General features: G+C 40.9%; 18 protein-coding genes. All 18 read left to right on the top strand.

Translation table 11 applies throughout. From position 1 onward, the window contains the following. Positions 1–221: 221 nt before the first annotated feature. The 18 genes from EKN56_RS13365 to EKN56_RS21025 all read left to right on the top strand — a co-directional run bounded on the left by EKN56_RS13365 (position 222) and on the right by EKN56_RS21025 (position 16256). Positions 222–1124: a phospholipase D-like domain-containing protein gene (locus EKN56_RS13365; RefSeq protein ID WP_130592235.1), complete on the top strand. Its 903-nt coding sequence runs from the start codon at positions 222–224 to the stop codon at positions 1122–1124. A 45-nt stretch (positions 1125–1169) separates the two neighbouring features. After that, positions 1170–1682 (top strand): phospholipase D-like domain-containing protein, encoded by a 513-nt coding sequence (locus tag EKN56_RS13360; protein WP_130592234.1) that lies wholly within the window; start codon positions 1170–1172, stop codon positions 1680–1682. 13 nt (positions 1683–1695) lie between these two features. Then, complete coding sequence (locus EKN56_RS13355; protein WP_130592233.1) at positions 1696–2916, top strand: hypothetical protein; 1221 nt, start codon at positions 1696–1698, stop codon at positions 2914–2916. A 220-nt stretch (positions 2917–3136) separates the two neighbouring features. Beyond that, the gene (locus EKN56_RS13350; protein ID WP_130592232.1) at positions 3137–4114 is read left to right on the top strand and encodes a prophage tail fiber N-terminal domain-containing protein; all 978 of its coding nucleotides are present in this window, start codon (positions 3137–3139) and stop codon (positions 4112–4114) included. 363 nt (positions 4115–4477) lie between these two features. Then, positions 4478–4975 carry a hypothetical protein gene (locus tag EKN56_RS13345; RefSeq protein WP_130592231.1) on the top strand — a complete coding sequence of 166 codons (498 nt, stop codon included), beginning with the start codon at positions 4478–4480 and terminating at the stop codon, positions 4973–4975. Between the two features lie 4 nt (positions 4976–4979). Further along, the gene (locus EKN56_RS13340; protein ID WP_130592230.1) at positions 4980–6062 is read left to right on the top strand and encodes a DUF3383 family protein; all 1083 of its coding nucleotides are present in this window, start codon (positions 4980–4982) and stop codon (positions 6060–6062) included. Positions 6063–6079: 17 nt separating this feature from the next. Then, on the top strand, positions 6080–6517 hold the full coding sequence (locus tag EKN56_RS13335) for a phage structural protein (protein WP_130592229.1): 438 nt from the start codon (positions 6080–6082) through the stop codon (positions 6515–6517). Between the two features lie 95 nt (positions 6518–6612). Next, entirely contained in the window at positions 6613–7029 is a 417-nt protein-coding gene (locus EKN56_RS13330; RefSeq protein ID WP_130592228.1) for a phage tail assembly chaperone, read from the top strand. A 196-nt stretch (positions 7030–7225) separates the two neighbouring features. Next, positions 7226–9493, top strand: coding sequence for a tape measure protein (locus EKN56_RS13325; RefSeq protein WP_130592227.1), 2268 nt, complete (start codon positions 7226–7228; stop codon positions 9491–9493). Continuing rightward, on the top strand, positions 9490–10185 hold the full coding sequence (locus EKN56_RS13320) for a phage baseplate protein (RefSeq protein ID WP_130592226.1): 696 nt from the start codon (positions 9490–9492) through the stop codon (positions 10183–10185). Before EKN56_RS13325 ends, EKN56_RS13320 begins: the two co-directional genes overlap by 4 nt. Positions 10186–10193: 8 nt before the next feature. Next, positions 10194–10514, top strand: a complete 321-nt coding sequence (locus tag EKN56_RS13315) for a phage baseplate plug family protein (RefSeq protein ID WP_130592225.1) — start codon at positions 10194–10196, stop codon at positions 10512–10514. A 50-nt stretch (positions 10515–10564) separates the two neighbouring features. Then, entirely contained in the window at positions 10565–11524 is a 960-nt protein-coding gene (locus EKN56_RS13310) for a phage protein (RefSeq protein WP_130592224.1), read from the top strand. Then, entirely contained in the window at positions 11517–12182 is a 666-nt protein-coding gene (locus EKN56_RS13305; protein ID WP_130592223.1) for a Gp138 family membrane-puncturing spike protein, read from the top strand. The genes EKN56_RS13310 and EKN56_RS13305 overlap by 8 nt, the downstream gene beginning before the upstream one ends. Beyond that, a complete protein-coding gene (locus EKN56_RS13300; protein WP_130592222.1) occupies positions 12179–12532 on the top strand; it encodes a hypothetical protein in 354 nt (117 codons plus the stop codon). The genes EKN56_RS13305 and EKN56_RS13300 overlap by 4 nt, the downstream gene beginning before the upstream one ends. Next, positions 12532–13953, top strand: a complete 1422-nt coding sequence (locus EKN56_RS13295; protein ID WP_130592221.1) for a baseplate J/gp47 family protein — start codon at positions 12532–12534, stop codon at positions 13951–13953. The genes EKN56_RS13300 and EKN56_RS13295 overlap by 1 nt, the downstream gene beginning before the upstream one ends. Next, positions 13950–14690, top strand: coding sequence for a DUF2612 domain-containing protein (locus EKN56_RS13290; protein WP_130592220.1), 741 nt, complete (start codon positions 13950–13952; stop codon positions 14688–14690). Before EKN56_RS13295 ends, EKN56_RS13290 begins: the two co-directional genes overlap by 4 nt. Then, complete coding sequence (locus tag EKN56_RS13285; protein ID WP_130592219.1) at positions 14687–15304, top strand: gp53-like domain-containing protein; 618 nt, start codon at positions 14687–14689, stop codon at positions 15302–15304. The genes EKN56_RS13290 and EKN56_RS13285 overlap by 4 nt, the downstream gene beginning before the upstream one ends. Positions 15305–15503: 199 nt before the next feature. Then, complete coding sequence (locus EKN56_RS21025) at positions 15504–16256, top strand: gp53-like domain-containing protein (protein ID WP_130592218.1); 753 nt, start codon at positions 15504–15506, stop codon at positions 16254–16256. The last annotated feature ends 1 nt before the right edge of the window (position 16257 follow it).

Below are 16257 nucleotides of genomic sequence, written 5' to 3'. Positions count from 1 at the left end.
ACGAGTGTAGATTAATTATTTATCGGTAACTCATTAACTCTGGCCCCGCCTTCTGCGGGGCTTTTTTATTTCTATTGAGTATTCGGGCTAGAGCACGGAGCTGTTTACCGTTATTGAACAAGGCAATGTCCAATTAATGGGAGTTAAGGACATTCTAACGTCATCAAAATAATACCCATTATCCGGGAAAATAATATCGCTTTTTAGAGTGGGAGAACTCAGTGATAGTAGATAAAGTATTTGATTTATTAGGTGGTTATAGCGATCCAAATTACGGCGTCAGCTATGGTCTGTCAGACAATAACCGTTGGGAAAAATTACTGGATACCCCCAGACTTTGGGGGCATAACCCGGCGGTTAATGATTATGAACCCACAGCACAAAATTTGGTTCAGGCAATTACTGAGCTTTTGGCATCAGCAGAGCACACCATTGATATTTCTACCTTAACCCCATTGCCTTATGGATTATTTTTAGAGGCAATTAAGGCAGGAATTGAAGCCGCAATTGCCAAAGGCCATCGACCTGTTGTTCGCGTATTGGAAGGCGTTTATTTTCCACTGCTTACCACGGGGGAGCCAACATCAAAAATGGTCTCTTTTTTGCGAGAGCTAAGCGTTTCACTGGATGTTCCTATTTACGCAGGAGCGATGCAAAGCTCTGCTTTGTCATGGAATCATTCCAAGTTAATTATTGTGGATGGCAAACGGGCTATTTGTGGAGGGCATAACCTTTGGTCTTCTGATTATACCGGTTTTGGCCCGGTTCATGATGTCAGCATGCAATTGTCAGGGCCAGCTATTACCACGGCACAAAATTTTCTGAATAAAATCTGGTCTGTGCTGGCGAGCTATTCGCGCGGTTGTGATATTACCAAATGGTATTGGAGCAGGCTGATATATAGAGGAAATATTTATAAAAATGCCTTACCGGTGATTAAACATAACCTGGCTGAACCAACCGGCGATACCAGAGTGCTAGCCTTAGGCAGAATGGGAGATGGTTTAGTTGATGCCAGCCCTTCTGCGAATGCCAGTCAAACAGCACGTATTGCCGCGATTCAACATGCCAAATCACATATTCGTCTGTCTCAACAAATGATTGGGGTGATGGATATTGGCTAGGCAGAAGGCATCTCCTTTGGTTTTGATAATGAATTTATTCGTGCTTTGGCGACGCATATTTCACAAGGGCGCGATCTCTATCTTATTGTTGCAGATTCAAACGGAACCAGCGGTGTTGTAGGAGGAACCTATGCCGGTGTTGGAGGTGTAAAAGAGGCCGCACGCTACATTGGCGAAGTGGTGTCTAAAGTGAGCGGTAAAAAGGGTTCGGCGCTGATCGAATTATTATCAGCACATCTGCATGTTGCACCAATACGTATTTATGACAAGCAACCAGGCGACCCTAAAGCAGAAAGTTGGAAATGGCGGAAAGATAAGAAAGTGGTTGAGCCTGGTAATCATGCCAAAGTTTGTATTTATGACGATGAGGCTTTTTACATCGGCTCGGATAATGCCTATGGCGTTGTGATGAACCCTCAGGGATTACAGGAGTTTGGCTTCATGGTTTCAGGTCATGAAGAGACCGCTGTTTTAGTAGAAGAATACTGGAATAAAGCCTGGCACTACTCATCTCAGTTCCTGTTTAAGGATTGGGCCTCACTTTTTGCCAATAAATAACAGGGAAACAGATATGAACCATACTTTTATTCACAGTATTCAAAACCAATCGCCAGAAACCGTTCAGATTATGGTGCTTAATGAGGGTAATTCATTAAGTTATGATGCGATATTGGCTGCAGGACAATCTATTTGTTATAGCGATATCTTTGATGCAGCCAGTCTTCCTGTGCCTTATGTGGCATCAGCCTCGACTTTTAAACAATTACACATTGAGCTTAGGGTTGGAAAATCGACCTATGCTTTGTATGAACATGAAAATCAGGTTCGCTGCAATCATCAGGGGCTTTTTAGTGCAGATACGCCGCCATTAGCGGGATATTCCGGTCATGGTGCAATGGATTTAATTATTGATTGTGATGGCATTCCTTATGGTGAAGTGAATGCTTTTAGTGATAGTACCGAGCTCACCAGTATTTCCTGGATACTTTCTCAGTATGCTTTGTACGGATTGAAAAAAGGAAAACTAAACCAGAAGTCATTTGTGATCGCTGACTGGAAAGATCAGGAAGCGTTCGAACAGCCAGCATGCGGTTTAAAAGGGCCTATCGTCGCCGTTTCATGGGCTGCCGGGCGATATGCTATTTATGCGCTTGGTAATGATAATCAGATTTATGAAAAGTGCTGGCTGACCAGCTATTGGAGCAACTGGGCGATTTATACCCAACCAACGGGTGTTAATTTACGTCATTTATCCGCAGTTTCATGGTGTTTGTCGCAATACGCTATTCATGGCGTGGGAGACAACGGAAATCTGTATGGAAAAACGTTCAATATCACCACCTGGAAAGATTGGGAGAACATGGGGCGCCCGACCAGCTGTCGCTTAAAAGGCCCGTTAACTTCAGTCTGCTGGACTCCATTGCGTTATGGCATCTATGCCCTTGGCGATGACGGAAACGTCTGGATGAAGTGGAAAGGTCTGTTTTGGTCTGAATGGAAAGATATAGGTTCACCTGTTGCTCCGCTTAAAACATTAACTTCAACATCCTGGCTGGATCGAGCTTATACCATTGCTGGTGTGGCTGAAGACGGCAAGCTATATGCCAGAAACTACCATTATGCATGGGATAAAAACTGGAACGATCTCGGTCATCCGCCTGAATGCAAACTGGCAGGCCCGGTGACAGCGGTAAGCTGGTGTCTGGGTAAATATGCTTTTTATGCACAGGGGGTTAATGGCGTTATGTATCAGCTGTTCGAAGGTAAATGGTCGGTGGTTGATGGACGTTAGGTAATATTGTTCAGGTGAGTGTTTTTAATTAGCTATAAAAGATTGAGTTAAACACTGTAGAGGTGATTTTTATTCTTATATCAGATATCGCTACATTATTTAGCTGTAAGTTTGTAGTTTATTATCGAGAATAATTTATTTGTTCGTAATTAATTTAGCCCCGCATGATGTGGGGCTTTTTTATTCTATCTATATGCATTAATAATATTCAGGAGCTTCAATGGCTATAAAGATTGCCGGGATTTTAATGGATGGAATGGGGGAGCCTATTCCTAATTGCACAATTGAATTAAAAACAAAAAGAACTACGCAAAATGTAATTATTAAAACAGAAGCGAGTTTATTAATTGATAAAAATGGTTCATACAGTATGGATGTGGAACCTGGTGAATATGACGTTACGTTATACGTTGAAGGTTTTTCTCCTAAAGCGGTAGGTAGTATCACTGTATATTCAGATTCCTCCTCTGGTACCTTAAATGATTTTCTAATCTTACCTGGTGATAGTGATTTATCTCCTCAGCAGGTTCTGGTATTTCAGCAGTTGAGAGATGAAACTAAACAGGCCGCGATTGCAGCTAAAAATAGCGCAGAACAAGCACATATTGCTTTGGATGATAAACAGGATAAATCAGCATTACTTACGGCAATTGCTGCGCTTAAGACAGCGGCAAATGAATTGATTTATCTGACTGGTTCTGATTCAGCTGCCGTTACGGCTTTAAGTGAATTAGGACGAACACTATTATCTGTATCAGATGCATCTTCAGCTCGTTCAACGATTAATGCCGCAGCTGATAATGAAGTTTTGAAAATATCCAATTGTCTTTCAGAATTTCGGGATACAACTTTACGGAGTACCGCCAGAAGCAACTTAGGATTAAGCAATCTGGCTACTGAGAGTGGTAGTGACCTGGTCAGAGTTTTACCTTCTGGTTCTTTCAATCAATCGATTAGAAGAACTGATGCTTATCCTTCAATTGTATTAGAAAGTACCCGGGTCCCAACATCATCTGTTGGTTGTAAGGTACTACTGGAAAGTTCCGGTTCCTCACTATATTTTGTTATTCGTAATGGTAATAGCTTTGTTGATCAAATGGTGATTAATATGGTTTCCTCGTATAAAGCAGGTACCTATACGTTGTATTCAAGTGCCAACACGATTGTTGATGAGAATGGGTTCATTAAGAAGGCGTAGTTTACGTTTAGAATTTTTTGATAGCTTTTTATTATTCCTTTAAAATAAAGTTGTTAAAACAACCAAAAGGCGTTGACATTATCTAATTATCAGGTATAGTAACCACTATAAAGTCACAAAGTTGTATCTGAACGAAGTATATCAAGAGCCTGCATTGTATGCGGGCTCTTTTGTTATCTGGTTTTATGTCAGTATCTGTGACTTTATATAATTCAATATGAAAACATTATTAACTAAATAAAATTGTTTTTTTCTAAATTGTCATTTAGCAATAGTGGTTGTTTCAACAACCAACTCCAGCCTCGCATTATGCGGGGCTTTATTATTTATCCCATCTACTGAATATCGATTCTTGAGGTTTTCATGGCGATAAGCATTGAACAGCAGTTGAAAAACTTGCTGCAACCCTTGCTGGACGCCAGCCTGATTGTTAAGGGGGAAGCAGTACCGGAAGAACCTTATGCTGAATTAAGTATGGTTTCTTGTACAGCATTAGGCATGAGTGATGAGATTGGTCAGGAGGTTGATGAACAAGGTTATTTGATCATCCGTGGCCAACGTCGAGCCGAGATTGCTATTCACTACCGCGGAGAAGGGGTAGTGGAGCAATTAAATAAACTCAGCGACAGACTGAGAAAAGTATCCGTGTCAGAGCGGTTTCAACTGGCACAAATAGGAATAGAAGGCAGCGCTCAACTTAAAACAGAAATGAAAGAAGACGCTGAATGGACACCAAACTCAGAAACCTATCTGAGTTTGTTTATCCACTATTCCGTCATTATCAAGGACGCCATTAGCGTAATTGAAAATATCCATGCTGCCACTGATGGTAGCGAAATCATGATTAACTTAACGAGGTAAAACAATGGGTTCTCTGAATCAGATTGTGAATGTAAATATTGCACTAAGTACTACCAGTGTACCGCGTGGTGTTTTTGGCGTGCCAATGATTATTGCTCCATTAACCACTTTTACTGAGCGTGTTCGCGTCTATCTGGACTACAACGCGGCTCAGGAAGATGACCTGCCAGCAGAGGTACTGAAAGCACTGCGTGCAGTATTTAGCCAAACCCCACGTCCACAAATGTGTAAAGTAGGTCGTTTGGACGTTGGCACGGAAGGGAAAGTGGCTGCTGATACGCTGGCTGCACAACTGTCAGCTATTCAGGCTGAAGATGCTAACTGGTATGGCTTTGCGTTGACAGAACGTACTCCGGCACTGCAATTAGCGGCTGCGGAATGGGCTGAAACTCAAACCAAAATGTTCTTCACTTCCAGCGCGGAAGCAGCAATTACTGATGCCAGCAGCACTACGGATGTTCTGTCTTCGCTGTCGGCTAAAAATTACCTGCGTACGGCTGTTATTGTTGATAAGCACGCTGCAGACCAGTATCTGGAAATGGCTTGGATGGGCCGTTGCTTTACGATTGCTCCGGGGGGAGAAACCTGGGCTCTGAAACAGCTTTCTGCTGTGGAAGCCTCCGACTGGAGTGCAACCGAGCAGCAAACCATCCTGAAGAAAGGTGGCAATACTTTTGAACGTTTTGCGCCACAAATTTACCTGACAACTCCGGGTAAAGTGGTCAGCGGCGAGTGGGTGGATGTGATCCGTTTCCGCGATTGGTTGGCCGATGCTATCCAAACCAGCTTAAGCACCCTGATGATCAACCGTAATAAAGTGCCTTATACCGATGGCGGTATTGCGCTGATTGTAAACAACCTGACCGGTTGCCTGATTGAAGGCCAACGCGTTGGCGGTATTGCACCGGATGAAATTGATGCTGATGGTAATAACGTTAAAGGTTTCGTTGTGACTTATCCACGTAGCGTTGATGTGTCATTCCAGGACAAAGCCGATCGTATTCTGAATTTAGCATTCTCTGCTCGTCTGGCTGGCGCTATTCATCTAACTAACATCAACGGCAATCTGTCGTACGAATTACAATAATAAGGAACATATATACTATGGCAATTGAATTAACCGGTACTTATAAAGGCGATCAGGTTTTTGTTACTGTTGGCTCTGTTCTTATTTCAGGCTTTAGTGATGGTGATGCCATTTCTGTTAAGCGTGCAGAAGAGCTTTATACACTAAAAGTGGGCATTGATGGTGGCGTTGCTCGTTCTCGTAATGCTAATAAATCAGGCACAATTGAAATCAAATTACTGCAAACCAGCAAAGTAAATGATGAATTATCAGATATGTTCTACGTTGATAATTTTGGTGAAGATGGTTCGCCTGTTTTACCAATCAGTATTACTGATGGTAATGGTCGTACACTTTGCTCTGCTGGTCAGGCTTGGTTAAAAGCAGTACCTGAAATTACTTTTGGTAAAGATATTGGCGAACGCAGCTGGGCTTTTGATTGTGCTGATTTGAAAGTTTATATCGGCGGCAATTGATTCTATTTTTATTTCTCAAAGTTAAAACCAGAATTAGATTATTTAATATTTTAAAAATAGGAGGCTTATGCCTCCTGTTTTCATGAGGAAACATAATGAAAGTTGAAACCTTTATTATTGGAAATAAAGAATATACCGCAGGTAAAATGAATGCGTTTGATGCTGGCCGTTTATTGATCAAGCTTAAAAGTGTTATTAGCCCAGCGTTATCGCAATTAGGTCAGGGTGAAGATATCCAAAATGGCAATATTATGGATTTATTATCAGGTCTTGATGAGAAAACTCATGAAGATATTATCTTCCCTATTCTGGCGGCAGCAGGTGTTTATTCAATTGAAGATAAAAGAAAAATTTCATCCGCAATGGATATGAATATGTGTTTTTCTGTTGATACTTTATTTGATTTTTATCTGCTGGTTTGGGAGGTGTTGAAATTGAACTTCACCCCTTTTATCGGTCAGGTAACGAGCCACTTTGGCAGCCAAAATACCGAGCCGGAAGTGGTAGTGTAGTTAATAGCAACGATGTAGGTCAGCTACGCAAGGATCTGGAGGAAGAGCTCTGGATCTGGCGTCCGGTACTCGCTCAATTAGTTACTGTTGAGGCAATTAAATCTGGCGAGATAACCAGTGAAGACCTGTTGAAACTCAATGCGCTTTTAGATATGCGTGAAGCTATACAATCTAAAGCTCAAATGGAGAATCGCGCATGATAACAGCTAATATGTCGTTATCTAATGAGATGAGTAAAATAAGAGAGTTAAATAAATTGCTGGAGAGTGGGGCCAGTATTTATGTTAACTATCTCAAAATACAGAAATCTATATTAGGTGATATACAGGAAAAGATTAGAGAAATATCCAAAGACTCTGTAGATGGTGCTAAGCATACAGGTAATCAACTCATAAAGTTATTTTCCTTAATTAAACAGGGTGCTAAAGATTTAAAAAATGATCTACATAAGTTATCAATAGCTCCAATGATTATTTTTGCTGCTATTGGTGGTGGAATTCTTTTGGGATTAACCCCGGTGCTTAGAGCTATCCCACATTTGTTTCGTGCAATGGGAAGAACAATAGCATTAATCGTCCGTATGAGTGGTGCTGGGATTATTCTGGCATTCAAATTGATTGGTAAGGGTATTATTGGCATTGTAAAACTGGCGGGAAAAGGCATCTTAAAGTCTTTTAAATGGATTGGCAGCAACATAGCCAATATGGTAAAAACTTTTGCCAGTGGATTTCAGAAAATTCCTGGATTATTAGCAAAAATCCCAGTGAAAAGCTTTGCTGAACAAGCTCAGGAAATGCAAACATTACAGAAAAGAATTCGTGGATTACCTCAACAATTCTGTGATAGCGCAGATGGACTGGCTTATTTATCCCGGCAAGCTAACCGAGCTCGCAGACCAATAGCGAGCTATGGTGAGGCATACATTTCTTTAGCTAAAAGTACCAAGTCATTTATCACGTCTCCGCTTGAAGTTAGTAATGCATTAAATACCATGTCGAATGCATTAACTCTAGGAACTGGAAATTCAGAGGAACAGGAAGAAGCACTAACCGCTTTAACTAAGGGATTTAGAAAGGGAGCATTGGATAGTAGTGAATTAAGCGGATTTCTTAAATTACTTTCTGAAAAGGATTTAAAACAGCTGGAACTGGCTTTAGATGTGAGCTGTGGTTCTTTACTAACCATGGCAGAACAGGGAAAAGTAACTGGTGCTCAGCTTATTGATGGATTAAAAAAAGTAGGCCCGGCATGGCAGGATCAAGTAAATGGAATGCCATTAACTATTGGGCAAGCAACCGATAAGATTTCTAATCGCTGGCAAACATTCTTGTTTAATTTAGAAAATAAAACTGGAGTTATTAGTAAGATAACTAACTTTATTTTTCAGGCATTTAAATTTATTGAAAAACAGTTGGATCGTTTTATAAGCAAAAGTGGTGGAGCGAGTGCTGTTTTAGCCAAATTTGTGAATTTGTGTATAAAAGGCTTCGGTTATATCAATAAGCTTATTAGCTGGTTTGTGGAATATTGTGGAGGAGCAAAACAAGCACTGGTTACGCTTGGTATTGTTTTGGGTGGATTGGGGATAGCATCTTTTATCGCTGCATTGACACCAATTCTTATCCCTCTGGGGCTTATTATTACAGCACTGCTTTTAGTTGGTAAGGTTGTTAAAGATGTGTTTGCCTGGCTTAATGGAGAGCAATCTGTTCTTGGCGACTTTTTTGGTCCTTGGGCCGAATTTGCGCCGAAACTTACAACAGCTTGGAATACATTTTCAACTAAAATGGTTGCAGTATGGAGTACTGTAAAAAACATCATATCAACCGTATGGAATGAATGTTCTCGGATGTTTGAGCTGATGGCACCATCTTTTAGTGTGTTATGGGATGGTATTACATCTATCTTTAGTGGCGGTATTGATGTTCTGACAGGACTTTGGGACATCATTATGGGGATATTTACTGTTGATTCAGAAAGAATTAACGCTGGTTTTTCCTCTATATTTACTGGTATCTCAAATATACTTAATGGGTTGATTCAATCGATTATTGGATATCTTTCCGCCATGGGAGTAGCCATAGGTGATGTATTCGACAACATGCTTGCTTCATTATGGTCTGTCATTAAGGGATGGATAGCTAAAATACCAGGTGCAAAAGCATTTCTTGGTGACAGCTTTGATCAAGATACACCATCAGGTAAGGCCCCTACATATCACAGTCTGGCTGGTCTGGAAGGTTTATCTAATATGGGGAACAGTATTGGTAATATCAATGCTATGAGTATAGCTCCTAACCCCAATATTATTAATTCTCAAAGAACTGCTAATAATCAAATCAATGTTGCTGTACCGGCAGGAACTAATGAACAGCAGGCTCAGACTATTGCAGCATTAATTAAAAATTCATTAATGGAAGTAGAAACCCGACTGGCTAAGAATTTAGCGGGGGGCGTACCATGAGTGCAACCTGGGGTATTTTAATTAAGAAGATAATGTCTAATACAGATGTTGTTACTCTTAATAATGAATATATCAATATGGAGTTTGATGTAGTTACTTCTGAGGAACACACCTGGACTTCGGAGGTAACCAGTAATCCTGTCGAATATGGTGAGCCTGTTTGTGATCACGTACAGCGCAAAGCGGATACTTTAACGCTATCAGGTGTTATTAGTAATGCATCATTACAACGCTGGCGAGGATATATTTGGGAGAAAATTAGCGAACTGTTAAATAGAGAGTCTAACGTACAGATAGCCTTTGATCAGTTTAGAAAAATAATGGACGATAAGCAGCCTGTAACCGTTTATACCCGATATCGTAATTATCCCGACATGGTTATGACCAGTCTGTCTATTCCTCGCAAAAATGAAGATGGTGATGCCATCGAATTTTCGGCTTCTTTCACTCATATTAAACGAGTCACTACATTATTAGTGGATTCAGAAGAGGCAGGAATTAGCCCGGAGCAGAGCGATACGCCTGAAACTGGACAGAAATCATCGGGTAAACAAAATCGTGGTAAAGAACAACCGGTTTCTGTGGATAATGAGACAGCAAAAAAAGCGGATGAAGCTTATAACTCTGGAAGTTGTGGTGTCGGTGGCAGCTGTTCGGTACCTGATGATAATGTCAATGATCCACATGCATAGGAGATATTATGTCTAAATTCCTAAAGATTCCTTTACAAGCAGGTATAGCCGATCAGCAGTTAGATATTATTTTGGATGAACAGCCATTAACGATTCGTGTTACCTGGAATGGAGATGGAGAATATTGGTATTTCACTCTATCGCATAGAAATGGCGATACTATTCTTAATGGTATTAAAATGGTCAAAAATATTCCCCTGATAAGCCGATACCAAATAAAGTCTCCTCCCGGGGATTTTATTTTTTTAGATAATAACAGTAATAAAGAAAGACCTGACTTTTATTCATTAGGTAATGACTATTTATTTCTTTATAAAACACAGTATTAATTAATTTTTTAATAATTATTTTTTATCCCTATCTTTATAAGAGAGGCGGTATGCTATTTAATCGTATCGCAGAGTTAGTGGTAGGTGAGGTTGATGGTAACGCAGTAATTATCAAAGATCTCCGATTTTCATTTGAAATTAAAAAGGATAATGATAAATCCACTAATAAACTGACGCTTAAAATATATAACATGAATAATCAAACTCGGTGCTTAGTTGAGCAGGTCAATAATTGTGTCATGCTGAAAGCTGGTTATGAAGATGATATTGGTGCAATAACTATATTTACCGGCACTGTCGTAAGCGCATGGACCATTCGTGAAGGTAACGATACGATTACTGAAATGTCCGTTCGTGATGGTATTTTACCATTAAGACAAAATAAAATATCGGTAAGTTATGCACCGGGTACTTCTGCACTGGATATTCTTGATGATATTTCACACACGTTCAGTATTCCGGTTAAATCTTTTCCTGAAAACATTATTGATAAGCCCTATATCAGGGGTTTTGCTTTTTGTGGAAAAGCAGAAACGGCGATGAGTAATATCTGTAATTATCTGGGACTAACCTGGTCTATTCAAAACAATGAAATACAGATCCTTAATAAGAATAATCCAGTAACGGATGAACTGGTTGTATTAACACCTGATAATGGATTGATTGGATTTCCGACTCGTATTGTTGATTCGACACGCAAAAAATCACAAGGTGACCCTTCACCTCCTTCCCAATTAGTTTTATCGGAAAGTCTGGATAGCAAAAATCAATATCAAATTGAAGGATATAACGTGAAATGTTTATTACAACCACGACTGTATCCGGGCTGTTATGTAGGACTGGAAAGCAGAATGTTACTGCTTGATCCTTCTGTTGACCGTGAGGGTGAGGAGCTTCCAAGAGCCTTCTTTCGGGCCGAGGTTGTCACCCATAGTGGAGACACCTTTGAAGGGGAATGGATTACTGAGTGTGAATTAAAAGCAATTTCTCAGGGAGGCAAAAATGGCTGAAAGCAATAATTTGATGCAGGCATTTCAAACGTTGATTCAATCTGAAACCAGTCAAATGAATACTGCAGTAGATGGCATCATCGAAAGTTACGCTTCAGGCATTGCCAGTGTAAAACCAATTCCTAAGCAGCGTTTTGTAGATGGTACTTCTCTTGATTATCCCGTTATCCCCAATGTCCCCGTGATGTGGCCACGCTTCGCCGGTGATATCGCCGGCGTTAAAGGTCCTGTCAGACCAGGAGATAAATGTCTGTTGGTTTTTTGTCAGCAGGCAGTAGACGACAGCGATGATGAACGCCGTTTTTCTCTTACTGATGCCTACTGCATTGTCGGTGGTTTTGGTGCTGCCAAAGATCGTGGTGCTGAAAATGATCAGATGCAACTCTATTTTGGTGAGGCCTATGTGGCTCTGACCGAAGATGGCAAATTGCTGATTAATGCACCGGCTGGTGTGGAGATAACGACGCCAGAGACCTTGAACAAAGGTTTATTAACTACGGAAGGTAAGCTGAGCTATCAGGCAGGAATGTCCGGCACGGGTGGGGCTACCATTAACGGCACCGTGAAGGCAACGGGCGATGTTCAGGGTAGCGGTATTTCATTAATTCAACACACCCATCGCGAACATGATGGGCCTTCTACAGGATCAGCCCAATGATTGATCTAAAACTTGATACTACGGGCGATCTCGATTTGCGGCGTAATGACCTGTCATGGGTTGATGGCGCAGAACGTGTACACCAACAACTGCAGATTAAGCTGAAATTATGGAAAGGTGAGTGGTTCTTAAACACAGAGTTTGGCACACCTTATTTACAGCAGATTCTGGGAAAACACATCACGCTGAATGGTGCTCTGGCAGCGCTAAAAAATAGTATTAACGAGGTGGACGGTGTACAGGAGATCGAACAATTTAACTATGACTTTGACCGGCAAACCCGGCAGTTAACCGTGCATTTTGCCGTTAAAACACCTTATGGTTTAGTCAAATATAAAGGTAAACAATAATGGCTTTAACTAAAGATGGCTACACAATCAAACGGTTAGCTGAGCTGAAAAAAGAGTATGACCGTTTGTTAATTAATCGTTTTGGGCCGATCAATACTCAGCCTGATTCGGTTATCGGGCAGTTAGAAGGTATTTGGGCTGAAGCATTAGCCAATATCTATGAGCAAGCCCAGGATACTTATCACTCTATGTACCCATTCAGTGCAGAGGGTGTTTCTCTTGATGGTGCGGTGTCATACGTAGGGATCACCCGATTTGCTGCTACTTCAACTCAGGTAATTGCTGTTGTATATGGTCGTGAATCAACACTATTAAAAAGTGGCGCTCAGGCAACGGATGGAAATCAACGTTACCAAAGTGTGCTGGATGTGGTTCTCAGTCGAGCCAATGCCATTGATATTCAAATCGAAATTGATGCAAAAGACAACACTGAGTACGCCATTAATATTAGTGGCGTGTTATTTAAGTACCATTCAGGAAGTAATACGTCAGCAGGACAAATTGCAGAAGGGTTTGGTGAGCAGTTAAATCCCAAAGTTTTACGTTATGAAATAAAAGAGAAAACATTACGCATTTATGCAGCAGATGGTTTTACTCCTTTTGCGCTTTCGGTTGGGGAATATTTAAAGCTAACTCAAATTGGTTCTCCAGCTCGTTTTATTGCAATGGAAGAGGGACGAAAAGTTCTGCCCGCGGGGGCATTAACGGAAATCATTACTCCACGTAGTGGCTGGGATGCCATTTCAAACCTGAATGATGGAGTGATTGGTCGGGAACGAGAAAGTGATGCAGAACTGCGGCTGCGATTCGAGCAATCCCGTCAGGTAACCGGCTCGGCAACCCTTAAAGCCATTCGTGCCAGACTGATTCAGGAAGTTAATGGCGTTAGTGAGGTTCATATTTTTGAAAACCGAACTAATTGCGTATCTGAAGATGGGATTCCACCACACGGTTTTGAGGCTTTGGTGGTTGGTGGCGATAACCAAAGCGTTGCAGAGGCTTTATGGAAATATAAGCCTGCTGGTATCGAAACGTTCGGTTCAAATAGCATGATGGTGAAAGACGAAAATGGTGATGGTCAGCAAATTCGCTTTTCAAGACCAAACCAACAATATGCCTGGATCAAAATTAATATTACCGGGCTATATGACGAAGAAACTCTGCCACAGGATGTGATTAAAAATATTAGAAAAGCCGTGCTGAGTTATGGCGAAACTCTGGGGATTGGCGATGACATCATTTTACAGCGCATGCTGGGGCCAATTTACAGTAATACTAGTGGGCTAGCTGAAATAGCTATTGAGGCAGCGATTACCAGTGAACCAGATCAACAACCTGCTTATCAAGCAGAAAATATAGCAATAGATAAACGCAGCGTTGCTCTGTTTGATGAGATTCGACTGGAGGTGATTGGATTATGACGTTTCCCTACAGAAAGACCGCCCTTTCACGGCTAGTAGGGCAATTTCACGATAAACCAAGAGTTAAAGCGCTGATGGAGTCAATGGTGGCTCCACTTGAAGATATCTCAAGCGATCTGGACGAAATTAAGCATCTTCGTTGGGTCGATAATGCAATAGGCGCTCAGTTGGATGGTTGCGGTTATATCGTTGGTGTCACCCGCTTGAGTCGAAGTGATGACGAATACCGAATGGCGATTAAATCACGGATCCTCAGTAATACTTCACAGGCAAGGCCACAAGACCTGATCGAAGGGGTTCGCTTTCTAACTAAAGCGACGGAGGTTCAGTATATGGAAAGCTATCCTGCCTGCGCGTTACTGTTTTCTAATGGTAAGTCAGTTCCGGAAGGTAGTCAGACTATTTTACAGGATATCGCACCAACCTCGATTGAGAATGTTCCATTAATGGTGAGTTATGGGCGAGCCGCTCCTTTTCGCACCGGGCGTCTGGCTCAACCAATGAGCATGAAAGTGGAGACTTCTGATGAAAGTGGTCGATTACAGACTAACGATCAACAGCTAACTATTAGCAATAGTAATCCACAGGGTTCAGCTCGCTTATCGGGAATGTCGCCAAATAAACTTTCACTCACGGCTAATCACGCCAAAATCAGCGTTGGCGGCGGTATGCTGGCTGTCAGCACCAGTTATCAGGTCTTTGATAACGGATATCATTTACCAGGAGTTTTTCAATGACCACTTTTGCAGAAAATAATATTGTTTTCCCTGACGGGCAATTAAACGTTGCCCCTTTACCAGAAGCGCTTATGCGTAATGGCTTTACGCCTGAAACCCGTGATGCACCGGGCATGCCGCTACCAGCACAATATTTGAACTGGTTGTTTAGGGATGTTTATCGTAACCAGCAAGCTAATCAAGATGCTACAAATAATGCATTAAAGAAAGATGCTAATTTGTCAGATATAGTTGATCGGGATGAAGCTTTAAAAAATCTTGAATTGAAAGAGGCTGCAAAAAGAGATGTGGGGAATGGTGAAAACCAAATTCCTGATATGTCATCTTTTGCGAACTCATTACAAAATAATGGCTGGCAGAAGCTTCCCAGTGGATTGATAATTCAGTGGGGAACCACTGTAGTAAATTCTAGTGGTGATGCCATAATTAATTTTCCAACAGCATTTAAAGTAGCTTGTTATGCTCTAATTCCTGTTTCTGGTCAAACGATGTCGGCTGCTTATGCATATACATCGGTGACAAAAACATCAGCTGTAATACCTCATTACAATACAGTTACGGGAACAAAATCTACAGGAGGATCAAATACACAATGGATGGCTATTGGAGTTTAATAATATCTTAGTAATCTTATCTGCTTAGAATAATAAAAAGATTAATCAGAAATTTAATTAGTCATTATAAAAGGTTTTTTATTGAGATAAATATCTCAGCCTTAATGCTTTAAAAAATCTATATCTTGCAAAGAAATTAATTTCTCGGCAGGTTCTCTATTGATCTTTTTAGACCGAATAAATTTATAAGGAAAATTAAATGGCTTTAACAATCGAACAAGAACAAGCGTTATTAGCATTATTAGATGAAAAGAAAATAACTTTATCTGAATTGCCCGCAGCAACGGATTTAAGTACAGAAGATCTGCTGCTTATTCGCCAGGGTATTATTGATAAATCAGTTAATAATAACGTCTTGAAAAAATACTTTACTCCGGCAGCATCTTCTTTCACTGAATCTGGCATTGTGAAATTGAGTAATGCGATTAACAGTGATGATGAATATATTGCGGCAACTTCGAAAGCAGTTAAGTCAGCGCACAATATTACTATGCAGGCTAATCAGGATGTTGCTGCTAAAACGTTAAGTAAAAGTGCAAATTTGTCTGATGTTGCTGATCCAGTCGAGGTTCTGAAAAACCTTGGTTTATCAGAAGCGGCAAAAAGGGGGGTAGGAGATGGTGAAAACCAGATTCCTGATATGAACTCGTTTATATCCATGAAAGGAGGGGCAAATGGTACATATCTTAAATTGCCGGGAGGTTTTATTTTACAAACAGGACGAGCAGAAACAAACCGCCTTTCAGCTTCATTAATCAACTTGCCAATTGCGTTTCCAAAGAGCAGTTATAATATTGTTGGTGTCTCAATTGATCAGACTTGGAGTACTGTAGCAACCTGCGCACCTCAAACTGCAAGTTCATTTTATTTGAGTACTTGGGGGGCAGGATCTACCGCTAATCTGGGGGTTCGTCAGGAAAGCCTTGTATATTGGATTGCATTTGGTTATTAAG

It is taken from the genome of Limnobaculum zhutongyuii, from assembly GCF_004295645.1.
In the GTDB taxonomy this organism is placed as follows: domain Bacteria; phylum Pseudomonadota; class Gammaproteobacteria; order Enterobacterales; family Enterobacteriaceae; genus Limnobaculum; species Limnobaculum zhutongyuii.
This window is presented reverse-complemented; position numbering and strand designations above follow the sequence as displayed.